Raw genomic sequence first — 14,703 nt, 5'->3', positions numbered from 1 at the left:
AGTATACATCAACTTATACTTGAGCATATTGACTATTGTATATAATTATGTAAGATGCTTACATAATGAATAGAACTCCACATATAGCCGACCTCATGGAAGGTTTTCATCTTATGCAGCAAAAAATGCTGGCAAAGCATAAACCGATGGCAAGTATTGATCAGGTAACGTTTTCCCAATGGAGGGTGCTCGATGTTATAGATGAGCACGATTATGTTACTATTAAGGATATACATACAGCTCTAAACATTACGAGTAGTGCAGCAACCCAGCTTGTAAATGAATTAGAAAAGAAAAAGCATGTAGCAAGAGAGGCACATCCTGATGATAAGCGAGCAACAGCAATAACCTTAACTCGCAATACCAAAAAATTCATTCAGAAGTTTAAAGATCAGCATGTACAGGGTTTTAGGAAGTTGTTTGAAGCATTAGATGATACAGAGTTTGAGCAGTATATACATTTACATAAAAAAATAATAAAAAATATAATTAATAAAAAATAATACTATGCAAAAGATTAAAAGATTCATAAAAAACTATAAAGTATCGGTACCAGTATTCATTGTTGTACTTATTATCATTGGATTTGCAGCTACTCGAGGAAAAGCTGTTGTAAAAAGTGACACAATTACTGCTGCTCGGGGAACAGTGGCTCAAGAAGTAAGTGTAACTGGCAGAGTAATTCCTGCTCAAGATGTAGATCTTGCTGTTCAGTCTGGAGGTAAAGTTACTTCTATTACTGCAAAAGTTGGACAAGAAGTAACAGCAGGACAAACATTGCTACGTGTTGATAGTGCAGATCTACAAATTCGACTAGGACGCCAGCAAGCGGCTCTAGCAAAGGCTCAAATTACTCTTAATAAAGGATCAAGCCAGACAGCAGAGGGGGATTTGAAGAAGGCATATGATGATGGATTTAGTGCTATTGAAGATGCATTCGTAGATGTACCAACTATAATTTCCGAAGTACATGATATGTTGTATGACAATTCATACTCACCATATTTATCTGATAATAACGTTCGAAACACTGGTGATACAGCACAGAAATTAAAATTAGATACTGGATATGAATTTGATCGTGTGGAAGATGCCTATGATGTGATCATCAAACGATACCAATCTTTTAGTAGAACTGCATCTACAGAAGAACTCGAAAGTATGCTCAATGAAACCTACGCGCTCACTAAGAATCTTTCAGATGTTATAAAAGACATGCGAAACCTTGTGAAGTATATTTCTGATCGCACAGCCGCACCGCAACCAAGTGAAATTGCTCGAGATGAGGATACTCTTGAAGGATACACAACTAAAGTAAACTCACACCTTTCTGAAATTGTGACTGTTCAAAATACTATTAAAAACTCACGAAAGGGATTAACTGATGAATCAAGTGATACACAAAGTAATCGTATTGATATTCAACAGGCTCAACTTGATATTCAAGATACGCTAGTTCAAATAAGTAATCGAACAATTAAATCACCAGTAAATGGCATTGTTACAAAAGTAGATGCAGAAGTAGGGGAAACTATTTCTCCAAGTGGCCCTGTGATCTCAATTATTTCGGCAAATCAGTTTGAAATTGAAGCAAATATTCCTGAAGCTGATATGGCAAAGATTGCCGTGGGTGCTGACACCGATGTGACCCTAGATGCATATGGCAATGACGTCGTGTTTAAAGCAAAAGTAGTTGCTATAGATCCTGCAGAAACTCTAGTCGAAGGTGTAGCAACATATAGAACCACATTCCAGTTTGTTGAAAAAGATGAACGAATCAAATCTGGAATGACTGCAAGTATTGAGGTAAAGGGTGAACAGAAAGAAAATGTTATTGCAGTACCCCAGCGATCTGTCATTACAAAGAATGATCAAAAGTTTGTGCAGGTATTAGTGGGTGAAACAATTGTAGATAAACCTGTTCAGACTGGACTTCGAGGTTCTGATGGAAACATTGAAATTACAAGTGGAATTGTAGAAGGAGATAAAGTTGTTGTGTTTACTGAAGCAAAGTAGTTGAATTTCACATACCAATCTTTATGTCACTTGTTAACTTAAAAAAATTAGAAAAGACATATTACACTGACGGGGTCCCAACACCAGTACTTCATGGAATTGATTTTGTTATTGAACCTGGAGAATTTGTAGCTGTAATGGGGCCTTCAGGATCTGGAAAATCAACACTTTTGCAGATATTGGGTTTTCTTGATACCCATACAAAAGGTGAATATATCTTTGAGGGTAGAGAAGTATCAGGATATTCAAAAGCAGAAGTTGCAAAAATTCGAAATGAAAAACTGGGATTTATTTTTCAGGCTTTCAATTTGTTACCACGAACTACGGTACTTGAAAATGTGAAGCTACCTCTTTTGTATTCAAATATTAAAGAATCAGAGTGGGAACGCCGAGCGAAAGATGCGATTGAAGCAGTGGGCCTTACTCATAGAATTGATCATGAACCTGCACAGTTATCGGGAGGAGAAAAACAACGTGTAGCGATTGCGAGAGCTCTTGTATGTGAGCCAAGTATTATTTTTGCTGATGAGCCAACAGGAAACCTAGATTCAAAATCTGGTAAAGCTGTTATGGAAATCATTCAGAAACTGAATGATAAAGGTCACACTATCCTCCTCATCACACACGAAACCTCAACTGCAGAACATGCAAAGCGAATCATTAGAATTCGCGACGGTAACATTGAAAGTGATACTAAAGTATCAACTCAACGCCGTGCTATAGATAATTACACGAAATAATATGCTCTTAAAACATCGTATTAAAACGGCTTTTACAGGACTTAAAACAAATAAATCACGATCACTTCTTACTATTTTAGGAATCGTTATTGGTATTACTTCTATTATTATTGTGATGTCTATTGGACAGGGAGCTGAGAACTTAATTCTTGGACAGATAGAAGGACTCGGGGCAACAACAATTAATATTGATCCAGGGAAGCAGCCATCAGGTCCTTCTGATTTTGCTCAGCTGTATACAGATTCACTTAAGCAAAAAGATATAGATGCTTTAAAAAATCCTGCAAATGTTCAGGGATTGAGAGACATTACTCCAATGGTTATGCAACCTGCATCAGCCATATTTGAGAATGATACAGAGCGATCCACCGTAGTTGGAGTTTCTGAATCTTTTGCAGATATTATTGGCGTATATCCAGAAGTGGGACAGTTTTTTACGGAAGATGACGTAAAGCAGAAAGCGCGGATCGTAATTTTAGGATCTAAAGTAAAAGAAAATCTATTTGGTCAATCTGATGCGATGGGGAAGACGATCAGAGTGAAAGATCAAAATTTTAGAATAGTTGGTATATTTCCAAATGATGAGACATCTATTTTTAGTGTAGATGAAATGATGGTTGCTCCCTATACAACAGTCCAGCAATATCTCACTGGAACCTCGCATTTCAATTCAATGTTATTGCGAGCTCAAACCGAACAAATGGTTCCACGAGTAGTGGCTGATGTAGAGGCTACATTGCGTGAATCTCATGATATTACTGATCCAGAAAATGATGATTTTAATGTAAGTACCCCTGAAGATGCTGCTGCTATTGTTGGCACTATTACTACTGTACTCACAGCATTGCTAGGATCTGTTGCAGGCATCTCACTCTTAGTAGGTGGAATTGGAATTATGAATATCATGCTTGTATCAGTGAGTGAACGAACTCGTGAAATAGGTTTGCGAAAAGCTTTAGGAGCAACAGAAAAAGATATTCTTACACAGTTTTTGTATGAATCAGTAATGCTTACAGGGCTTGGTGGAGTTATTGGAATTATTCTTGGAGCAAGTATTTCATATCTTGCTGCTGTAGTATTGAGTTCTACAGTTGCCTCTGGATGGGAATTTGCATTTCCAATTTCAGCAGCAATTCTAGGTATTAGTGTATCCGCATTTATAGGACTAATATTCGGAATCTATCCTGCAAAACGTGCTGCGCAAAAGAGTCCTATGGAAGCTCTACGCTACGAGTAGAATGACTCTTACAGAAGAGTAATGTAGAATATAAAGATATGAGAAACTATCAAAGAGGTTTTAGCTCAATCATATTATTAGTTCTAATCATGCTTGCCGTTATTGCAGGAATCATTTTCTATTTCTCGCGTTATCAAGAATCTCAAAACATAAATCAAGTTCATACTTCTTCAGGAGTGTATGATTTTGATGATGTTTTTAAAACAGATAGTAAAACGCTTGGCGAGCTTGAATCAATTTTCAAACAAAACTATCAACAAAATAGGAATTACACTACAAATATTCGTGCAACAGATTATTATCCCTTTCAGGATTTGAATGAATCTGTTGTTCGGAATAGAATAATGGTGCGAGTACAAGAACAAAATGGGGAGATCACTTCATACTGCATCGTATATAAAGATCATCCTGATGATGTTGACGATGCTATATGTATTGATACTCAAAATCCTGAAATTGTACCCAATGAAGAGCATTACACCGCATCTTTTTTTACAAAATTAAAGCTGTATAAAAGATAATATGCAAATTTAGGTTAACTTCATTTAGTATTAATTTCGTTATGCTTTTATTAAGTGTAACCAAAAAATAAAGTAATGAAAAAGATTTTAGTAATTGATGACGATGAGGCAATCCTTCACGCAACCAAACTGATTTTAGAACTTCAGGGCTATAGCGTAGAAACCTATACAAATACTGCTTGTATTAAAAAATTAGATAAAGAAAAACCAAATTTAATTTTACTCGACGTCATGCTTTCAGGGGAAGATGGCCGGGAAATTTGCAAGAAGCTAAAAAAACACAAAGCTACCCATACCATACCCATAATACTATTTTCAGCAAATGCTCGATCTGCAATAATAGCAAATCAAAAAGAAATTATGAATGATGGCTTTATTGAAAAGCCATTTGATATGGACCATCTTATTCAGACGGTTCGTCAGTTTGTGCCGTAGGTCATATGTGATCTATACTAGAGTAATGAAAAATAGTATGTGGGATACGTGCACATGGTATTCAATGCTTATCGCAGCATTCTTTTTCATGCTGATAGTACCAGCTCTTACATTTTATATTGGTATGCAGTATCAAAAAACGTTGACGGTACTACATGATTCTTATATTTCAGCTACTATCAAACAAACTGGATATTCACCGATTCGATATCAATACGAAAGTCGTAGCTCGACTGGTGTGGTCATGCCTTTTATTACTTCCTATGAAAACAAAGAAGTATTGAATAAGGTAAATGGTCATCTTTTGGGCATGAGTAATGAAATGACGTGTAATCCTGATTCAGGACGAGTGGGCGATGAGTTGAAACAATATTATACGTATACTGCAACTTCAAGTGTGACATATGCAAAGAATGATATTTATAGTGTCTCCATACATAGCTCATATTTTTGTGGAGGAGCACATCCAAATAATGATGTGAATGAATCTGTCACGTTTGATATGAAAACAGGGGAGCTCGTAGCATTTGAGAACCTTTTTGCCGATTATGAGAAGATTAAAGAAAATTTTGTTACCACCATGTATGCACCTCAAATAGCAAAAGCAGAGCTCACCGTAGATCAAGATACTTGTGATAGTGTCTACACGCGATATCAAGTAGTAACTTCGTATTATGCATATACAGTGAGTGATAAAGGACTAACTATTGAGCCAATGTGGCCCCATGTTATGGAAGCTTGTGAGGAAGCTGTGACCGTACCTCTTTCTGAATTACGCGATGTTATTTCGCCTACAAGTATATTGACTAGAATGAAGTGATATAGATGAGTTTGCTTTTCTTTTTGTGAGCAATAGTGTAGAAAGGTGCTCATGACAATTTTCGATATCATCTGGTCACTCGCTATTGCGATCCCATCAGGAATAGGCTGGACGTTAATAAATAGACTAGAAAAAAGGTAGAAACCAGTGTATAAATAGCCTATATGAACCAATCTTTAGAAAAAAAGTATAAAGAAAAGCTAGATCAGGAATTTCCATCAGCACCAATAAATATTTTACAAATCACTGAAGCTGCTCCAATGCAAAACGTGGATGAGCTTTATGAAGAACGCGTGAGTTATCTTTCAGAAAGAAATATTGATGAGATATTTTCAGATGAGACTATGACTGTAGCTCATTGTGAAAAATTAATTCTTTTCTATCTGCTTGAAGAGGGAACTGTATATTATGAAGATATTGTGAGCATGCTTCATACAGAAGCAGTGATGGCAGAATCTCCTTCACCATCGCTTGAAGTATATGCACTTCGTAAAGCGTGGAATAACATTCCAAAACTATTAGTTCCAGCTGAATAACTATTTTTCGATAGTAACTTTTTGTTGACTTTCACGTCTCAGTTTCCATATTACTAGATAATAGTAAAGATTATGGATACAACAACGATTGGTGTGTTTAACGATAGGATAAATGCAGAAGGAGCACTTCAAGAATTGCGCGCTCTCGGTGTAGCAGATACTGATATTTCATATATCTATATGTCTGAAGAAGGAAAAGCTATTGCAGAAGATGCAACAGGAGCAAAGGTTGCTGGAGGTGCTGCAAGTGGAGCAACTACAGGAGCTGTCGTAGGAGCACTAGCTGGGCTTGCTGTGGCAAACGGAATCCTACCGGGATTGGGTACTTTGTTTGTTGCTGGTCCGTTAGCGACTGCGATTGGTCTTACCGGAGGTGCTGCAACAACTGCTGCCGGTGCAATGACTGGAGCTGCAGCAGGAGGTCTAGTAGGAGCACTCACCGGACTTGGAGTGAGTTCTGAAGATGCAGAAATTTATGAGACTCGCGTAAAAAGTGGAGGTATTCTTGTGACCGCTCGATCTGGTGCAGCCACAGGTGTGCGAAATGTATTTACAAAATATAACGCTGAGGAGATACGAGAATATACAAAATAATTTCTTGTAATATTCTGTATTGCTCATCGTCTCAGTAGTATAGAGAGGTAAATATTAGTAATTAATATAAACAAATATATGGCATTACTTTCATGGCTCGTATTAGGAGCATTAGCAGGATGGATCGCATCAATTATCATGGGAACAAATGCACAGCAAGGTGCTGTCATGAATGTGATCGTGGGAATTGTGGGAGCTGTTCTTGGAGGATGGATTATGAGTCTCTTCGGAACAACCGGAGTTGATGGATTCAATGTTTACAGTCTCATCGTAGCAATTGTAGGAGCCGTAGTACTACTCGCACTCGTGCGTGCTGTACGTGGAGCTTCATCACGAAGTCACCGAACAGCTATGTAATTATGTAATGCGGGTGTACACCTACGTTTCATTACAAAGAAAAACTCTGCACATGCAGAGTTTTTCTTTGTAAATAAATGCTATACTCGAGGTAATTATGAAAGCTCTCATTGATAGGCTGAAAAAGTTTGTTGAGCGATATGAACGTCATATTTCATCTGGTGCACTTATTGGGGGCTTTATTATTGATAGTTTGACCCTTCAAAGAATTGATCAACTATTTGAAAACCTCATAATCATTTTTTACATTCTTGTTGCTGCGGTATCAATTGCACTTGTTAATTTATATGAAGGCGGATATCTAAAAGGTAGATTGTTTGAGCGGCTCCATACATTTTTACCAATAGTTATTCAATTCGTGTTTGGAGGTTTATTTAGTGGATTCTTTGTGTTCTATTTTAGAAGTTCTTCTATAGCTTCAAGCTGGCCTTTTATCTTAGGTCTTCTGATTCTACTTATTGGCAACGAAGTCTTTAAAAAGTTTTATAAGAGAATGGTTTTTACATTAAGTATATTTTTCTTCTGTATTTTTTCATTCTCAATATTTTCACTCCCGGTATTGGTAAAACGAATAGGGGATTTGGTTTTTCTCTCAAGTGGTTTTGCAAGTCTAGTAATTATGGGTTTGTTTATCGGGATACTTTATCTTTTTATACCTCAAAGAATTAAAGAAGTTAAAAAACTGTTAATAATAAGTATTGGGTCTATTTATGCAGTTATAACCCTTTTCTATTTTTTAAATATTATCCCTCCAATCCCACTTTCAATAAAATCTATCGAGGTTGCACATACCCTCGAGCGTACTTCCACAGGTTATCGGTTACAGCAAGAAGAGAAAAAGCTTTTTGATTTCTTAAAGATCTATCAAAAAGTACATGTTGTTCCAGGAGGCTCAGTCTATGTCTACAGTTCTGTATTTGCACCAACATCACTCACAACAAATGTAGTTCATCATTGGCGCTATTATGATGAGAATCAACGAAAATGGCTGACAAAAAACAAACTTGATTTTCCTATTCGAGGAGGAAGGGAAGATGGTTATAGAGGTTATAGTACTAAATCAGCATTAACACCAGGTCGCTGGGAAGTGAGAGTTGAAACTCCACGAGGTCAGGTGATTGGCACCATAAAGTTTGTAGTCGAATCTGTTACTTCACAGCCGGCTCTACAAACGATAATCTATTAAAAATAAAAATGCCCGTGTAGCGGGCATTTGGAATTCTAAGCTTTAATCTTTGGTGTATTGAAAGATATCTGAACGCTTAAAGATTCATACAACTAATGACGTAACAAAAGATGAAATCATACAACAGCTGTGTGACTTTTTTGTGTAAGAAGTTCAGGTTGCTTGCGTCTCTTTACTATTATGGCAACAATAGCAATTCAATCACAAAAAGCATCACGATCATTTCAAGCAAGTAATGCATTGCAAGCAGTAAATAAGGCTGCACTTGTAAGTATTTCTCTTACTGTACTTTTCCTTTCTTACTTCCTTGTACCGCATGTTGGCGTGTTCTCATATATTTTTGATGCCTCATTACTATTTGTGATTCTTGCACCTGTTGTAGCACTCTTCTCAGCTGTTGTTTCTCTTCGACAAATTCACCGCTCAGGTGATAAAGGACTCACTATTAGCTATGTAGCACTAGGAATTACATCTTTGTACTTCATGGTAGCTCTTGCGGTACCAATAGTACTTATTGGAACATATTTACTCTATACCTACGTAATCTAAATAGGGTATACTAGCGTATGACCTATATTCATGCGCTTATATTGGGAATTATTGAAGGAATAACTGAATTTCTTCCCGTATCATCTACTGCACATTTGGATCTATCTGCTCGACTGTTGAGCATCCCCACGAGTGAGTTTTTAAAAACATTTGAAATTGCTATTCAGCTTGGTGCCATTCTTGCTGTGGTAATTATTTATGCTTCATGGCTTAAGCGAAGCCGTGAACTATGGAAGAGAATAATCATAGCCTTTTTGCCTACAGGTATTATAGGTTTTGTTCTTTATAAACTTATAAAAAGTATATTGTTGGGTAATATAGAAATAATGGTATGGACTCTGGGTATTGGAGGTATTGTTCTTATACTGTTTGAACTTTTATATAAAGAAAAGCCGAAGACTGTTTCTTCAGAGCAAGAGTTGGAAACATTATCGTATAAGAAAGCTTTTATTATTGGATTGGTACAAGCTATTGCTGTGATTCCTGGAGTATCACGTTCTGCTGCAACAGTTATAGCTGGGCGATCATTAGGTGTATCCCGACAAGCTATTGTTGAATTTTCTTTTTTATTAGCAATACCTACCATGGCTGCTGCAACAGGGTATTCATTGCTAAAAGAAGCATCAAGTTTTTCATCACATGAGTTTTCATTATTGGGAATAGGATTTGTAGCTGCTTTTATTTCTGCCCTCATTGCAGTGAAAACTTTCTTAAAATATATACGCAACCATACAATGATTGGGTTTGGTATCTACAGAATCTTTCTCGCTTTAGCACTTTTAGGTATACTGTACTCATGAGTAATACTCCAAGCCCATTTGAGAAGATCGCCTTAAAATTTACTCGATGGCTTGGTTCTCCTTCATCAATCGTTATACACACGATTATTTTTATTGCGAGCTTTGCTTCTATACGTTTTGGTGTGCCTATCGACACTGTTTTACTTACGCTCACGACGGGAGTGTCACTCGAAGCTATCTATCTAGCACTGTTTATTCAGATGACAATCAACAGTCAATCGGAAGTAATTAAAAACGTTGAGGAAGGTATTGATGAGATCCAGGAAGATGTGGATGAAATTCAAGAGGATATCGACGAAATTCAGGAAGACGTTGATGAGATCCAAGAAGACGTCGATGAAATTCAGGATGATGTTGGGGAAATTAGTGAAATTCACCACACTGATGTGTTACCGCTCGATCAACAAACAACACTTCATACTATTTATACTGATTTGAAAAAATTAGTTGAAGACGTGGAAAAATTCAAGCAACAGAATAAAGATTCGTGATACACTAATCACATGAGTAAACTATCAATAATTAGTATTGTATTATTGCGAATATCATTAGGATGGTACCTTTTGTATTGGGGAATAGTTGCCTTCACAACCGAAGGTTGGTCTATTGCATCTCTCCTTGAGAACTCTGATACATTTCCTGAATTTTATGATGCATTTTCAACTCCAGAAATGCTCAATCTATTGAATACTGGATTTAAAATTGTATTAATTGCCGTAGGAGCATTACTTATACTCGGATTGTTTGTTCGGATTGTTGCGCTCATCGGTGCATTTATTATGTTGTTTTTATATTTTCCGCTTTTAAAGTTTCCATATGTTGGAACAAATCAAATAATTGTTAATGATTATTTTATATATGCAATTGCATTAGTATATCTACATGCGGCTCGTGCAGGAGACTACTTCAGTATAAAGTCACTCATGCATTCTCGACACCATATATAGTATTTGTAATGAAACGACAACCTCATATTATCGCTCATACATTCAAAGCTTGGAAAGCTGCCGATCCAGCAACAACTGGTGCTGCGCTTGCATACTATTTATTGTTTTCATTGCCTACTGCATTTATTTTAGCATTGGCAGTAGCGGGGCTTTTGGTAAGTCCTGATCTGGTAGAAAAACGTTTAATAAATGAGCTAACTATTTTGTTTGGTTCACAAGCATCATCTGCAATTCGAACACTGATTACAGAAATTCGACAGCCAGGAACCAGTATCGTAGTGAGTATCATAGGATTAATTTCTGTACTTTGGGGTTCAATAGGAGCATTTGGCCAATTGCAGACATCAATGAAAAAGATTTGGGAAGTTAAGGAAGATGCCAATCCTGGAATACTTACTGTAATTAAAGAGAGAGTTGCCGCAATCCTTATTGTCATTATGTTGGGCTTTCTTTTATCTGCCTCATTTATGGCAAGTACAATAGTGACATTGTTTGGTACAGCACTTTCAAAATATGTTCAGAATATTGAATCAATAATTAATCTCGCAAATCTCGGTTTATCAATTATGATTCTTACCGGTATGTTTGTCTTGCTCTACATTGCTTTGCCTGCACAAAAGATAAAATGGAGAGCAGCTATATTTGGTGGAATTATGACATCATTTTTATTTATGGCTGGAAAATTTGTAATGGGATGGTATCTTGCCTCAGGTTTTGCTTCTTCTGGCTATGGCGCAGTAAGTACCATAACCGTACTTCTTGTATGGGCATATATTACTGCCCAGATATTTATTGTTGGTGCTGCTATAACTCATGTCATTGATCAAAAACTCGATAGGGCATAGTATTACCTTATGATTGATATTCACACAAAAGACTGGGTCAACCATCTTATTGTCGCTCTTGGTATCCTTGTAGGGATTGCGCTTTTATATGGAATGATTACGACACTAAAGCCAGTACTTGGGATCAAAAGCAATACTCCTGAATATTCTTCGGCTACGAGCTGTAAAAAATGCATAACGATAGCTCAAAATAACACATCAAAGACAGTTCAACTTTCTGAAACTATTACAATAGAACTGCCTGAGGATCTCTATCCCGAAGCAAATCTTACAGCATTGCAAAATCCTGCTAATATCCTAAAAAAGATTGGACAGCCATCACCAAAAGGGCGTGGAAACTGGGCAGCTGAATTTCAGGTTGTGAAAAAAGGTATGGCTGATATTATTGTAAAGAGTAGTACAGACACAGTTTCAGACTTTAGATTCTCACTTATCGTCGAATAATGAAAAAACATTTTATTGGTATTAGTATCACAGCATGCGTACTACTTTTCTTAGGAGGAGGATTTTATCTGTGGTATCCCAATATGAAAGAGACAGTAAATGTATGGGTAAAAGCAACTCAGGATGTTACATATCATGTAATTGAGAGTAAAGATACTGTTGTAAGTGAAATACGACAAGAGTTTTTTTCAAATCCACTTCGCTCAGCCAAAGATAGCGAAGACGCACGATTGAGTGCAACAGGAGTGATTTCCTTTTCAAATCAAGAACGAGCAAACGCAGGATTACCTGGAGTTAAAGAAAATACAAAACTAGCTGCTGCAGCTCGCATGAAACTTCAGGATATGTTTGAGCAACAGTATTTCGAGCATATTTCTCCAAATGGTCACGGTCCTGGATACCTGGCAACTGAAGCAACATATACCTACATTATAGTAGGAGAAAATCTCGCTATGGGAAATTTTGCTGATGATAAAGCACTTGTTGATGCATGGATGGCAAGTCCAGGTCACAAAGCAAATATTCTCCATGATCGTTTTAAAGAAATTGGAGTAGCTGTAGGTCAGGGAACATACAAGGGCAAAAAGGTTTGGATGGCCGTTCAAGAATTTGGGCTTGCTTCTTCTGAGTGCCCTATAGTAAGTCCTAGCTTAAAAACACGTATAGATGTAGCAAAACAAGAGATTAGTGCAACAGAAGTTGAGCTTGAGGCAATGCGGGGAGATATTAGTAGTATGTCACGTTCAAATCCAGATGAAGATGCTGCGTATGAGCAGAAAGCCCAGGAATACAACAAAAAGGTAGGGACGTATAATGATATGATTGCTGAGCTTAAAGAAGATGTTGATACCTATAATGCAGATGTGAGAGCATTTAATACTTGTATAAAAGGTTAGAATCAAATAGTATAAACATATGGAAACAAAACACATTATAGGATTTGTTGTCGGCATTGCTGCATTGTTAGGGATTTTTATATTTATTACATATCGAGCTCAAAACCCAGCATCACGTGTTGATCTCAGTGCATTTACTCAGTGTCTTAAAGATGAAGGAGCAACTTTTTACGGAGCTTTCTGGTGTCCACACTGCCAAGCTACAAAGAAACTATTTGGATCTTCAAAGGATAATCTTCCATACGTAGAATGTTCAACTCCAGATGGAAAAGGACAGCTTCCTATTTGTATTGAAAAGGGAATTGATACCTATCCAACATGGATCTTCAAAGATGGTTCTATCCTCAAGGGAGAACTTTCACTCCAGCAGCTTTCAGAAAAAACTAGTTGTCCACTTCCGGCAGAACTTTCTGGAGGCACAAGTGCAGATGTAATTACAGGTACTTCAACAACTTCTTCATCGGCAACTTCAGGTGCTACTTCTACAGCAACTACAACTCTTAAAGTTCAATAAGTTTAGGTATATTATTTATGACACCATTCGCACAAAACATTACATTTGTTATTTCGTTAGGTGTTGTCGTATTAAATATTCTCAGTGTGATTTTACTGTGGATCTTAGTGCTTGGAACTCCTGATAAAAAAAATAAAGATCTTGGCAGTAAAATTGCTTCACATGCTTTGGTACTTTCTGCTCTTATTGCAATAGGAGGAACTATAGGCAGTCTCATCTATTCATCAGTGATTGGCTTCATTCCATGTGAATTCTGTTGGTGGGCACGAATTCTATTATTCCCTCAGGCAGTACTCTTTTTTGTAGCATGGTTTAGATCATGGAAATATAAGATAACAGATAGTGCTGTTTATATTTATGCATTGGTTTTCTCTATCATGGGGGTGCTTGTAACAGGTTTCCACTATTACGGCCAAATGTTTAATCCAAGTCTTTTGGATGCATGTATTGCAACTGGAGTTTCATGTTCTCAGATTCCATTTGTTGAATTTGGTTACATTACTATCCCTTGGATGGCATTTTCTACATTCGTAGCGCTCGCATTGGTGATTGGAATTAAGCTTCGATTTTCTAAGTAATAAAAAAGATAGAGGGGTACTCTATCGTTATGGCTCACGCTCGTGAGCTATTTGTCTGCGCCTCACAACATCCATCGGGTCGTTACTACCGGTGTCGATATCGAGCGAAGGATGGAACTCGTCTTTGCGGATCCACAGCCTACACCATGGAATCCTCACAACGTTGGGTAGGGACCTGCACATCCTTCTATCAAGTCTGTCCCAACATCTCCCAAGAAAACGGAACGGCCACAAGATGATATCTAGCATCTTTCATACCTCATGCGGGAACGTGGTTCAGAATATACGTTATAAATAAACTGATGTACTGTCAATCATCGTAACAGACACTCATCTACTTCGTCTTTTGTAGGTATGGCAAACATAACTATTAAGATTCCTCACAATAAGACTCAAGAAGAAGCTATCTCATGCGTCAAAAATTTATTAGATAATGTAAAAGAAAAGTATTCGAAAGAGATAACTAATCTTAAGGAGGAATGGGATAGTCATGAATGCACATTCAGTTTTAAAACAAAGGGATATGAACTATCCGGAACACTTATAGTGGGAAAGATGGAAGTAATACTAGATGCGAAAGTACCATGGGCGCTTACTTTTTTTAAAAGCAAAATAGAAAGGAGAATTAGAGAGGAAGCTCAACATTGCCTAATATAAACCATAAAATATAGTGGTAGTCGAGACCGGT

21 protein-coding genes are annotated in these 14,703 nt (G+C 37.1%); all 21 read left to right on the top strand.

The window, feature by feature from the left end; genetic code table 11:
• Positions 1-95 precede the first annotated feature (95 nt).
• The 21 genes from V4519_05235 (at position 96) to V4519_05135 (ending at position 14,672) form a co-directional block, all read left to right on the top strand.
• Positions 96-503, top strand: a complete 408-nt coding sequence (locus tag V4519_05235) for a MarR family transcriptional regulator (protein MES2437383.1) — start codon at positions 96-98, stop codon at positions 501-503.
• Between the two features lie 4 nt (positions 504-507).
• Positions 508-2,016 (top strand): efflux RND transporter periplasmic adaptor subunit, encoded by a 1,509-nt coding sequence (locus V4519_05230; GenBank protein ID MES2437382.1) that lies wholly within the window; start codon positions 508-510, stop codon positions 2,014-2,016.
• Between the two features lie 23 nt (positions 2,017-2,039).
• The gene (locus V4519_05225) at positions 2,040-2,756 is read left to right on the top strand and encodes an ABC transporter ATP-binding protein (GenBank protein ID MES2437381.1); all 717 of its coding nucleotides are present in this window, start codon (positions 2,040-2,042) and stop codon (positions 2,754-2,756) included.
• 1 nt (position 2,757) lies between these two features.
• On the top strand, positions 2,758-3,993 hold the full coding sequence (locus V4519_05220) for an ABC transporter permease (protein ID MES2437380.1): 1,236 nt from the start codon (positions 2,758-2,760) through the stop codon (positions 3,991-3,993).
• Between the two features lie 38 nt (positions 3,994-4,031).
• Positions 4,032-4,514, top strand: coding sequence for a hypothetical protein (locus V4519_05215; protein MES2437379.1), 483 nt, complete (start codon positions 4,032-4,034; stop codon positions 4,512-4,514).
• Between the two features lie 75 nt (positions 4,515-4,589).
• Positions 4,590-4,949 (top strand): response regulator, encoded by a 360-nt coding sequence (locus tag V4519_05210; protein ID MES2437378.1) that lies wholly within the window; start codon positions 4,590-4,592, stop codon positions 4,947-4,949.
• A 25-nt stretch (positions 4,950-4,974) separates the two neighbouring features.
• Positions 4,975-5,769 carry a hypothetical protein gene (locus V4519_05205; protein ID MES2437377.1) on the top strand — a complete coding sequence of 265 codons (795 nt, stop codon included), beginning with the start codon at positions 4,975-4,977 and terminating at the stop codon, positions 5,767-5,769.
• Positions 5,770-5,933: 164 nt separating this feature from the next.
• Positions 5,934-6,305 (top strand): hypothetical protein, encoded by a 372-nt coding sequence (locus V4519_05200; protein MES2437376.1) that lies wholly within the window; start codon positions 5,934-5,936, stop codon positions 6,303-6,305.
• Between the two features lie 72 nt (positions 6,306-6,377).
• On the top strand, positions 6,378-6,899 hold the full coding sequence (locus tag V4519_05195) for a hypothetical protein (GenBank protein MES2437375.1): 522 nt from the start codon (positions 6,378-6,380) through the stop codon (positions 6,897-6,899).
• A 78-nt stretch (positions 6,900-6,977) separates the two neighbouring features.
• The gene (locus V4519_05190) at positions 6,978-7,256 is read left to right on the top strand and encodes a GlsB/YeaQ/YmgE family stress response membrane protein (GenBank protein ID MES2437374.1); all 279 of its coding nucleotides are present in this window, start codon (positions 6,978-6,980) and stop codon (positions 7,254-7,256) included.
• A gap of 97 nt (positions 7,257-7,353) precedes the next feature.
• Complete coding sequence (locus V4519_05185; GenBank protein ID MES2437373.1) at positions 7,354-8,442, top strand: DUF2914 domain-containing protein; 1,089 nt, start codon at positions 7,354-7,356, stop codon at positions 8,440-8,442.
• Positions 8,443-8,622: 180 nt separating this feature from the next.
• Entirely contained in the window at positions 8,623-8,991 is a 369-nt protein-coding gene (locus V4519_05180; GenBank protein ID MES2437372.1) for a hypothetical protein, read from the top strand.
• Between the two features lie 17 nt (positions 8,992-9,008).
• Positions 9,009-9,791, top strand: a complete 783-nt coding sequence (gene uppP / locus V4519_05175; protein ID MES2437371.1) for an undecaprenyl-diphosphatase UppP — start codon at positions 9,009-9,011, stop codon at positions 9,789-9,791.
• Complete coding sequence (locus V4519_05170; GenBank protein MES2437370.1) at positions 9,788-10,282, top strand: hypothetical protein; 495 nt, start codon at positions 9,788-9,790, stop codon at positions 10,280-10,282. The genes uppP and V4519_05170 overlap by 4 nt, the downstream gene beginning before the upstream one ends.
• A 12-nt stretch (positions 10,283-10,294) precedes the next feature.
• Complete coding sequence (locus tag V4519_05165) at positions 10,295-10,738, top strand: DoxX family membrane protein (GenBank protein ID MES2437369.1); 444 nt, start codon at positions 10,295-10,297, stop codon at positions 10,736-10,738.
• A gap of 8 nt (positions 10,739-10,746) precedes the next feature.
• Entirely contained in the window at positions 10,747-11,583 is an 837-nt protein-coding gene (locus V4519_05160; GenBank protein ID MES2437368.1) for a YihY/virulence factor BrkB family protein, read from the top strand.
• A gap of 9 nt (positions 11,584-11,592) precedes the next feature.
• On the top strand, positions 11,593-12,027 hold the full coding sequence (locus V4519_05155) for a hypothetical protein (protein ID MES2437367.1): 435 nt from the start codon (positions 11,593-11,595) through the stop codon (positions 12,025-12,027).
• Positions 12,027-12,923, top strand: a complete 897-nt coding sequence (locus tag V4519_05150; GenBank protein MES2437366.1) for a CAP domain-containing protein — start codon at positions 12,027-12,029, stop codon at positions 12,921-12,923. Before V4519_05155 ends, V4519_05150 begins: the two co-directional genes overlap by 1 nt.
• Positions 12,924-12,942: 19 nt before the next feature.
• On the top strand, positions 12,943-13,437 hold the full coding sequence (locus V4519_05145; protein ID MES2437365.1) for a hypothetical protein: 495 nt from the start codon (positions 12,943-12,945) through the stop codon (positions 13,435-13,437).
• A gap of 17 nt (positions 13,438-13,454) precedes the next feature.
• Complete coding sequence (locus V4519_05140; GenBank protein ID MES2437364.1) at positions 13,455-14,015, top strand: disulfide bond formation protein B; 561 nt, start codon at positions 13,455-13,457, stop codon at positions 14,013-14,015.
• Between the two features lie 354 nt (positions 14,016-14,369).
• Positions 14,370-14,672, top strand: coding sequence for a polyhydroxyalkanoic acid system family protein (locus V4519_05135; protein ID MES2437363.1), 303 nt, complete (start codon positions 14,370-14,372; stop codon positions 14,670-14,672).
• Positions 14,673-14,703: the final 31 nt, after the last annotated feature.

The organism is Patescibacteria group bacterium (genome assembly GCA_040387855.1).
In the GTDB taxonomy this organism is placed as follows: domain Bacteria; phylum Patescibacteriota; class Minisyncoccia; order Phycocordibacterales; family JAKAEA01; genus JAZKCY01.
The sequence above is the reverse complement of the archived record's forward strand: the minus strand, read 5'-3'. Positions and strand labels throughout refer to the sequence as shown.